Raw genomic sequence first — 8,695 nt, 5'->3', positions numbered from 1 at the left:
TACGGTATCGGATACGCACTCACGAACGACGCGTATCCCGCCTCGATCTCCTCCCGCCCCTCGACCCGGCATCCTCCCAGCGGATTCGGCCTGTCGAGCACCACCACCGGCACCCCCGCCTCCGCCGCCCCCTCCATCACCCGTCCCATCGTCGAGATGTACGTGTAGCTTCGCGTCCCGATGTCCTGAATGTCGAACACCAGCACCTCCACCCCCTCCAGCATCTCCCTCGTCGGCCTCGTCGTTCGTCCGTACAGGCTGAACACCCTCACCCCCGTCCGCTTGTCCACCCCCGACGCCACCGCCTGCCCCGCCTCCGCATCCCCCCGCACCCCATGCTCCGGCCCGTAGAGCGCCGCCAGCTCGAACATCCCCCTCCGTGCCGCACTGTCCAAAATGTCGATCGTCGAGACCAGCCTTCCGTCCACCCCCGTCGGATTGGTCACCAGCCCGACCCGCTTCCCCCGCAGCACATCGAACCCCCGTTCCCTCAGTATCTCGATCCCCGTTTTAACCGAAGCGGCGGCGACGCAACCCACCGAGAGCCACATCGCCGCCGCAATACCCCAAATTTTGTTTTTCATCTTTCGAATAATCTCCGCATTCAGTCTGAGCGGATCACCTTTGTTACAATTCCGCCATCACACTCCAGAAGACCAGCAGCAGGACGAGAATCGCCGCCCCGATCGCAATGATGATCTGATGTTTGGTTTTCATGGCCGTCCGTGTTAGGATAGACAACAAATTTTCTTCAGCACCCTATTTGACCCCGCTCTCCTTGGCCTCGATACTCAGCGTAGCGTGCGGCACCACCCGCAGCCGCTCCTTCGGGATCAGTTTGCCCGTTTCGCGACAAATCCCATAGGTTTTGTTTTCGATCCTCACCAGCGCCGCCTCCAGGTTTTGGATAAACTTGTACTGCCTGGCCGCCAGCCGTCCCGACTCCTCCTTGGAGAGCGTCGCCGCCCCCTCTTCCAGAATCTTGAACGTCGGCGACGTGTCGTCCGTCCCATTGCTCGACGTGTGCGTGATCGTCGCCCTCAACAGGTCGTAATCCGCCTTCGCCTTTTCGAGTTTTTCGAGTATGATCTGCTTGAATTCGGCCAGTTCGGCGTCCGAATAGCGAGTTTTTTCCGTGCCAGACATAATGACTCCCTTCCTAATTTTCAGTGTGTTAATTTCGTAATCCCGCCGCCATCCCTGCATTTCTCCTCTCCGCTTAGTACAAAGATACTATATTTTTTATCTTCTCTTCCATTCGGAGTCGGCGACACAAGAAATCATACAAAAATTAGGCCGAGTTTCCCGAGTCCTGCGATTTTTCGAATCTCGCTAAGATTTCCCGCGCCTCTTCGATTTTTCGCCTGCGCTCCTCCGCCCGTTTTTCCCACCGCCTTCGTCCCTCCTCGTTGCGCGGCGACCTCCGGGCATCGACGTGGAACAGTTGGTCGTGATGCGTCGCGCAGAAAAGCTCCTCTCCGTCCGTCGTCATGAGGTGATATTCGTCCAGCCCCAGACAATCGCCCACGAACGTGTGGATATCCTCCATCCTGCCCCTGAAGACGAAGAAATCGCGTTTTCTGTCGTAGCGCGTTTCCACGAAGAGATACAGCACCCGTTCCCGGTCGATCGCCTCCAGCAGGTGGAAATAGGGATCCTCCCCACGACAATCGACCTCCTCCGAGCAGTATTTTAACTCCTCCCACAGCCAATTCGGCCCCTCCGCCTCGTCCCGAAAGACGAATTGGTCGAACAACCTGTCGATAAGCGCCCTCTTTTCCTTCCCTTCGAACCGTTCCAGCGCGAGACCGTTTTCCCGGATCGTCCGTTCGATCTCGCGGTCGACCGCCTCGGCCATTTCGGCAAGCTCCATTCTCAATACCCCTCCTTTTCGACCTCCGCTCCCTCCGCCGGCTCCTTCCGCGCCAGCGACCGCCACGCATACCAGATGTAAGCCACCACGAACGGAATCAGCAGCGACACCCAGCTCATCACCTGCAACGTGAAGAGCGACGAGCTGCTGTTGCGGATCGTCAGCGAACTTTGCGGATCGGTCAGCGACGGGTAGTAGGCCGTTCCGTTCCACCCCGCCGTCAGCAGCAGCGCCAGCACCGTCGCCACCGTTCCCGCCCCCGCGAACCAGATTCCCTTGCGACTGTCCGTGAATATCCCCTTGATCAGGCCCGTCAGTACCGCCGCCACCCCCGCCAGCAGAAAGATCAGCACCGCCGGCATCTCCAGCAGGTTGCGGAGGTATTTGTACGGCTCTATGGAGATCACCCCGGTGCCCGCATCGGCCGCCCATCCCGCCGAGCAGAGAATGCTGACAAGGAAAATCAGGAAAAAGAGCACGAACGCCGGCCCCTCGATCCTGAGCTCCCTGCGCGCCCTTCGGCGGATCGTCTCGTCGTCGAGGTCGTTGATCAGGTAGAGCATCCCGAGGGCCCTCGCCAGCAGCAGCACCGCGATCCCGAGCGCCAGATTCCGGTAGTCGAGCACCGCCTCCAGTCCCCTCCACGGTGTCGTCCAGTGCGACACCGTCGCCGCCGCGGCCTGCGTGTTTCCGATGTTGGCCGTATCGACCGCGAAGTTGGCCCCCGTGAAGAACGTCCCGACGGCCACCCCGATCAGCAGCGGCCCGCAACATCCGTTGATGAAGAGGAATGCGTCGTAGGTCTTCATCCCGAGGAAATTGCCGGCCTTGGCGCGGTATTCGTACGAGACGGCCTGAACGACGAAGACCAGCAGAATGGCCATCCAGACGTAGAACGCCCCTCCGAAGCTGGTGGAGTAGAAGAGCGGGAACGAGGCGAAAAAGGCCCCTCCGAAGGTCACCAGCGTGGTGAAGGTCAGCTCCCATTTCCTCCCGAGCGACCCGACGATCCGCTCTTTTTCTTCCGCCGTCCGGCCGAACCGATAGAGCAGGCTTTGCCCGCCCTGCACGAAGAGCAGAAAGACGAGCAGGGCTCCTAACAGCGAAACGAGAAACCACCAATAGTGTTGCAACAGTTCAAATGTATCCATATCTTATGCTTTATTTTTCGATGAAGTGTCTACCCGCATGGAACTGTCGCTTTCTTGAAAGAAAGCGACGCAAAGAACTTTCGTGATAGCTACGCTATGCCTTAGGCTCCGCAGTCCTCATTCTTCGCGACTGCTTTTGGGTCGGGGTTCTCCGGGCGCGTTAGGGTAATTCCCGCATTATCGCGCCCGGAAGAATCCCCGGCCCAAAGAAAAGTCCGAGATTTGGGCGACCGGCAGCTTTAGGATGCGTAGCATCCTCCAAAAGTCTTTTGGGTACCTTTTCTTCAGAAAAGGTACGGTTCCCTCCTGATAAGGTACACACAATCGATACAATAGTATTAGTTATCCGCCGGTCCCCGTTTGATTTGTTTGACCATGATCCCGATTTCCGCGACGAGCAAGATCGTGAAGAGCACCGCGAATATCCAGAACGTCGTTTGCACCGCCCCCGGTTCGATTCTGGAGACCGCCGCCCCCGTTGGCAGCAAGTTTTGAATCGTCCACGGCTGGCGTCCCACCTCCGCCACGACCCATCCCGCCTGCGACGCCACATACGCCGCCGGAATCGACCACAGCGCCAGCCGGAGCGGCCATTGATAGCGTGCCAGCGCCCCCTTTCGGTCGAGGATCAGCATCCCCGCGAACAGCACCACGAACCAGATCCCGAGCCCCACCATCACGCGGAACGACCAGAATACCAGCGGCACATTCGGCACCGTCTCCTCCGGCGACGTCAGATATCCGTAGCCGAAATAGCGGAAATACTCCTCACCGAACGCCTTTCCCTCCTCCGTCTGCGGGTCGAACAGCCGCGCGATGGAGTCCGCCGCCGCCGTGTCTCCCGCCTTTTGAGCCGCCTTGAACGCCGCGAACGTCTCGATCGCCCGCCGTCCCCGCTCGATCATCTCCTCGCCCGACGGCAGCCCCCGCTCCGGATTCCCCTCCGTCAGGTCGTCGATGCCGATCACATACGCCCCCGCCGAGTGGTGCGCCAGCACCGAGAGCATCCCCGGCACCTCGATCCCCGGCACGATCGTGAGCGGCGCCCGCTCCTGTCCCTCCCTGAGGTTTTCCATCGCCGCCAGCTTCATCGGCTGGTAACGCGCCACCTGGATCGCCGATCCGTCTCCCGTCCAGAGCATGAAGAGCGCCCCGAACAGCCCGAAGACCGCCGCCATCCGAATACTCTTCCGAGCCATTTTCTCCTCCCTCCCGCGGAGCAGATACCACGCGCTCACGCCGATAACGAAGATCGCCGCCAGCACGAACGCCGACGTCACCGTGTGGAAGAACTTGTTCATCGCCACCGGCGAGAAGAGCACCTCCCAGAAATTCACCATTTCGTTTCGCGCCGTCTGTGGGTTGAACCTCATCCCCGCCGGATACTGCATCCAGGCGTTCGCCACCAGAATCCACAGCGCCGAGAGGTTCGCCCCGACCGCCGTGAGCCACGTCGCCGTCAGGTGGAACCCCCGCGAGACCTTGTTCCACCCGAAGAACATCACCGCGATGAACGTAGACTCCAGGAAGAACGCCATGATACCCTCGATCGCGAGCGGCGCGCCGAAGATATCGCCCACGAAGTAGGAGTAGTTGCTCCAGTTGGTTCCGAACTCGAATTCGAGAATGAGCCCCGTGGCCACCCCGATGGCGAAATTGATACCGAAAAGCCGCATCCAGAAACGCGTCGTCCGTTTCCAGAACTCGTCCCCCGTCCTGACGTAGACCGTCTCCATGAGAGCGATCAGGAAGCTCAGCCCGAGCGTCAGCGGGACGAAAAACCAGTGGTAGATAGCCGTCAGCGCGAACTGGGCCCGCGACCAGTCGACCACCGCTCCGAGATCCGTGTCGAGTAGTGTCATATGTTGAATTTTTAGTTTTCGGGTATGAATATAGGGATTATCTTTCGATGAGTTCGCGGCTGACGAAATCGGCCTTTTGTCCGTCGTCCATCCCGCTGAGCGCGTCCGGGAAGAAGAACAGCTTGAGGACTAAGAACAGAATGACCAGTTTGACGATGATCACCGCCCAGAGCGTCTTCCCGACCGTCATGGCACGGAATCCGTCGTAGTAGAACTCCGCTATTTTTCGCAACCAAGTCATTTTTGCCTTATATTTGTTGTTTCGCGTTCGACAGGGGGCCGAGGCTGCCGCAGCGAAACGTAGTTTCGCCCGTCCCCGCACCCGTTGGGTGTTTTGTTAGGGTTTTCTCTGCCTTACTAAGTGGGGCCCGCGCGGCCTGAGCGCAGTACCCTCAAACCAAACGCGCGCCGCCGCCTTAAAAGGGAAATCGTTCAAAGCGTTTCGCGCTTTGAACAGAATTTCCCCCGGCGCGCGAACACACCCTTTATTGGCAGCCTCTACCCCAATTGCCCATCGCGGGCGCGTGGGAAAAATAAAAAGTAGCGGAGCAGGAGTGGGTCGAAGCCAGCGGGGCCCAACAGCAACGTCAGTTGCGGGCCTCCGCGGGGGGAGGCTTCGGCCCGCGCGGTTCTTCGAACCGCAGGGTCTCGACCCTGTTTTTGTTCGCGCGCCTTGGGGAAATCTTGTCAAAACACGCAAGCGCATTTTGACGATTTTCCTCCTAAGGCGTGGCGCGCGTCTTTGGCTACAGGAGGGTACTGCGCTCGGGCCGCGCGGGCCCCACGTCCCGTGGACGGGAAATGCTTACGCATTTCCACTGGCTGCCTCTACCCCCGTTCTTTGGCCGCGCGCTGGCGGAAATCTTATTCAAACGCAGATCATGCGTTTGAATGATTTCCTACTGCAGCGATCGCGCGCGGGTCGAGCTTTGACCCGCCTAAAACTGTTCTCTTTGTGAACAAAGAGAACAGTACCCCCCGGTAAGATGCAAATAAACGAAAGTTTAAACATCAGCAAGATATGAAAAATACCTTTGACAGCACAAAAATAATACAGTTTCAGCGACTTTGTTCCGCCGCCCGCACCATCGCCGTCGTGTCGCACACCAACCCCGACGGCGACGCCATCGGCTCCGGCCTCGCCCTGAGCGGCTTTTTGCGGAACCTCGGCCATGACGTCCGTTTTTTTGTACCCAACCGCTTTCCGAAATTTCTGGACTTCATCCCCGGATCCGAGCGAGTGGAAGTCTATAACGAAGCCTGCGACGCCGTCCGGGCCTACATCTCCTCCGCCGACCTGATCATCTGCGCCGACTTCAACCGCATCGAGCGGCTCGACAAACTGAGCGTCGCCGTCGAAGAGAACATCGTCGCCCCCCGCGTGCTGATCGACCACCACCTCAACCCCGCCGAATTCGAGCTCGCCTTTTCCGACACCGACAGCTCGTCGACCGCCCAACTCGTCTACGAACTGATCCTCGCCTGGGCCGGCGTCGAGGCCATTACCCCCGAGATCGCCCTCCCGCTCTACGTCGGGATGACCACCGACACCGGGAACTTCAGCTACGGAAACCTCACCCCGGAACTCTACCGCGCCGTCGCCGTGCTCGTCGAACGCGGCGTGCGGCCCATCGAAGTGTCGCAGGCCGTCTTCAACACCCAGAGCGAGAACCGGCTCCGGATGGTCGGCTACCTCCTCTCCGAGAAGATGCGCGTCCACGCCCCCATCCACACCGCCTACATCACCCTCACCCGCGCCGAGAAGACCCGCTTCGACCACCAGATCGGCGACACCGAAGGGATCGTCAACATGCCCCTCTCGATCGATATCGTTTCGTTTTCCGCCATGTTCATCGAGACCCTCGACTGCATCAAACTCTCCTTCCGCTCCAAAGGAGCCTTCGACGTCGACCAATTCGCCCGTCGTTATTTCGACGGCGGCGGCCACCGGAACGCAGCCGGCGGGCGTTATTACGGCCCGATGAGCGAAGCCGTCGCCCGGTTCGAGCAAGCCATGGCCGAAACCCACCCCGAAGACTGACCCTCCGTACCCGAGATGTTGCCTACCACGAATGACAAGATGGTCGCCCTGCTGCGGCGGCTGCGGATCGAGATGAACGGCGCCGTCACCGACGCCATGCGCGCTTATGGCGGCCAGCCGAGCGGCTACGGACTGAACTACGGCGTCTCGCTGCCCACCATCCGGGAGGTCGCCGTAGCCAGTGCGCCCGACTCCGAGCTGGCCGCCCTGTTGTGGCGTCAGGACGTGCGGGAGCTGAAACTCGCCGCCCTCTTCATCGACGACCCGCAGACCCTGGACGCCGACCGGATGGAGCAGTGGGCCGACGCCTGGCGCGGTTCTACAGAGCTGGCCGAACAGAGCGCCATGCAGCTATTCTGGCGGTCTCCCGCGGCATGGACGGTCGCCGTGCGGTGGGCGACCGCCACAGGAGACGAGTCCGACCCGTTGAGGCGCCTGGCCGCCTTCTTTATGGTCGGTCGGCTGGCCGATGCCACCGCCGGAGCCGCGACCGACGCCGATTTCGCCGCCCTGCTCGCCGACCCGACCGCCTTCGGCACGCATACCGACGAACGCTCCGCCGTCTATGCCCTGCGCGAGACCTGGCGTCGCCGTCCCGCCCTGCGCCCGGCCGTGACCGGCGTGCTGGAGCGTCTTCCGGCCGGCGTCGCCGACGAAGTGCGTTGGCAAATCGAATATCTGCCGTAGTATATAATAATAGGTATGTCCGAAACATTTCCGTGGGGCGACACCCGCCGGTTCCACAGCTACTCCGCCTACTTTCGGCGTCTGTTCGGCGGTCGGATGCAGAAAGTCGTCATCGACGCCGGTTTCACCTGTCCCAACCGCGACGGGACCCTCTCGACCGGCGGCTGCGCCTTTTGCAACAACGACGCCTTCAGCCCCTCGTACAGCCACCGCGGCTACTCCGTCTCGCGGCAGATCGACGAAGGCATCCTGTTCCACCGCAACCGCTACCCCCGGGCACAACGCTACCTGGCCTATTTCCAGAGCTACTCCAATACTTATAAGCCGCTGGCCGAGCTGCGGTCGATTTACGACGAAGCCTTGCGCCATCCCGCCATCGCAGGGATCGTGGTCGGCACCCGTCCCGACTGCGTCGACGCGGAGAAGCTCGACTACTTCGCCGAACTCGCCGCGGCGGGGCATTATGTGATTCTGGAATACGGCGTCGAATCGGTTTATGACGAGACCCTGCGGCGCGTGAACCGCGGGCACGACTTCGCCGCCGCCGCTCGGGCCATCGAGCAGACCGCCGCCCGAGGCATCCACAGCGGCGCCCATTTCATCCTCGGTCTGCCGGGCGAGAGCGACGAGATGCTCGTCGCTCAGGCCGCGGTCATCAACGCTCTGCCGCTCGACACCGTCAAATTCCACCAGCTCCAGCTCTTTCGCGACACCGCCATGGCCCGAGACTATGCCGAACACCCCGAACAGTATCGATTCCGGACGCTGCCCGAGTACATAGACCTTTTTATCGACCTGTTGGAACGGCTCCGGCCGGAGCTGGTGATCGAGCGTTTTGCGGGCGAGGCTCCGCCGCGTTACCATTTTCTGCCTTCTCCGTGGGGTTCTGTGCGGAACGAGCGTTTGTTGCAGCTGCTCGAAGCCCGGCTCGAAGAGCGTTCCACCTGGCAGGGCCGCCTCTTTCGATAGCTTTATCCTCGGTTTTTGAGCTGGACGGAACCGTACCTTTTCTGAAGAAAAGGTACCCAAAAGACTTTTGCAGAGGTCGTCCCGTTGGGCCGACCACGGGTTATCTCCGCCT

9 protein-coding genes are annotated in these 8,695 nt (G+C 60.6%); 3 read left to right on the top strand and 6 right to left on the bottom strand.

What is annotated here, in order from left to right; all coding sequences use genetic code 11:
• From QZ302_RS06995 to QZ302_RS06970, 6 genes are all read right to left on the bottom strand, one after another.
• Positions 1–551 (bottom strand): DUF1343 domain-containing protein (locus QZ302_RS06995; RefSeq protein ID WP_294593948.1); only part of this gene is annotated, 551 nt, incomplete at its 3' end.
• Between the two features lie 208 nt (positions 552–759).
• Entirely contained in the window at positions 760–1,146 is a 387-nt protein-coding gene (locus QZ302_RS06990; RefSeq protein WP_294593946.1) for a TraR/DksA C4-type zinc finger protein, read from the bottom strand.
• A gap of 145 nt (positions 1,147–1,291) precedes the next feature.
• The gene (locus tag QZ302_RS06985) at positions 1,292–1,873 is read right to left on the bottom strand and encodes a DUF6756 family protein (RefSeq protein ID WP_294593944.1); all 582 of its coding nucleotides are present in this window, start codon (positions 1,871–1,873) and stop codon (positions 1,292–1,294) included.
• A 2-nt stretch (positions 1,874–1,875) separates the two neighbouring features.
• Positions 1,876–3,024, bottom strand: coding sequence for a cytochrome d ubiquinol oxidase subunit II (locus tag QZ302_RS06980; protein WP_294593942.1), 1,149 nt, complete (start codon positions 3,022–3,024; stop codon positions 1,876–1,878).
• 338 nt (positions 3,025–3,362) lie between these two features.
• Positions 3,363–4,886 (bottom strand): cytochrome ubiquinol oxidase subunit I, encoded by a 1,524-nt coding sequence (locus tag QZ302_RS06975; protein WP_294593940.1) that lies wholly within the window; start codon positions 4,884–4,886, stop codon positions 3,363–3,365.
• Between the two features lie 37 nt (positions 4,887–4,923).
• Positions 4,924–5,127, bottom strand: a complete 204-nt coding sequence (locus tag QZ302_RS06970) for a DUF4492 domain-containing protein (RefSeq protein WP_294593938.1) — start codon at positions 5,125–5,127, stop codon at positions 4,924–4,926.
• Between the two features lie 780 nt (positions 5,128–5,907).
• Here QZ302_RS06970 and QZ302_RS06965 point away from each other — a divergent pair.
• The 3 genes from QZ302_RS06965 to QZ302_RS06955 are packed head-to-tail and all read left to right on the top strand — an operon-like array spanning position 5,908 to position 8,583.
• On the top strand, positions 5,908–6,927 hold the full coding sequence (locus tag QZ302_RS06965; protein WP_294593936.1) for a bifunctional oligoribonuclease/PAP phosphatase NrnA: 1,020 nt from the start codon (positions 5,908–5,910) through the stop codon (positions 6,925–6,927).
• 15 nt (positions 6,928–6,942) lie between these two features.
• The gene (locus QZ302_RS06960) at positions 6,943–7,614 is read left to right on the top strand and encodes a DNA alkylation repair protein (RefSeq protein WP_294593934.1); all 672 of its coding nucleotides are present in this window, start codon (positions 6,943–6,945) and stop codon (positions 7,612–7,614) included.
• Positions 7,615–7,629: 15 nt separating this feature from the next.
• Positions 7,630–8,583 carry a TIGR01212 family radical SAM protein gene (locus tag QZ302_RS06955; RefSeq protein WP_294593932.1) on the top strand — a complete coding sequence of 318 codons (954 nt, stop codon included), beginning with the start codon at positions 7,630–7,632 and terminating at the stop codon, positions 8,581–8,583.
• Positions 8,584–8,695 lie beyond the last annotated feature (112 nt).

Source organism: uncultured Rikenella sp. (assembly GCF_910579375.1).
Taxonomy (GTDB): Bacteria; Bacteroidota; Bacteroidia; order Bacteroidales; family Rikenellaceae; genus Rikenella.
This window is presented reverse-complemented; position numbering and strand designations above follow the sequence as displayed.

Excerpts from the sequence above, each read along its gene's own strand:
- QZ302_RS06955 (WP_294593932.1), top strand. The coding sequence starts at position 7,630 with ATGTCCGAAACATTTCCGTGGGGCGACACCCGCCGGTTCCACAGCTAC.
- QZ302_RS06975 (WP_294593940.1), bottom strand. The coding sequence starts at position 4,886 with ATGACACTACTCGACACGGATCTCGGAGCGGTGGTCGACTGGTCGCGG.
- QZ302_RS06970 (WP_294593938.1), bottom strand. The coding sequence starts at position 5,127 with ATGACTTGGTTGCGAAAAATAGCGGAGTTCTACTACGACGGATTCCGT.
- QZ302_RS06990 (WP_294593946.1), bottom strand. The coding sequence starts at position 1,146 with ATGTCTGGCACGGAAAAAACTCGCTATTCGGACGCCGAACTGGCCGAA.
- QZ302_RS06980 (WP_294593942.1), bottom strand. The coding sequence starts at position 3,024 with ATGGATACATTTGAACTGTTGCAACACTATTGGTGGTTTCTCGTTTCG.
- QZ302_RS06960 (WP_294593934.1), top strand. The coding sequence starts at position 6,943 with ATGTTGCCTACCACGAATGACAAGATGGTCGCCCTGCTGCGGCGGCTG.
- QZ302_RS06965 (WP_294593936.1), top strand. The coding sequence starts at position 5,908 with ATGAAAAATACCTTTGACAGCACAAAAATAATACAGTTTCAGCGACTT.
- QZ302_RS06985 (WP_294593944.1), bottom strand. The coding sequence starts at position 1,873 with ATGGAGCTTGCCGAAATGGCCGAGGCGGTCGACCGCGAGATCGAACGG.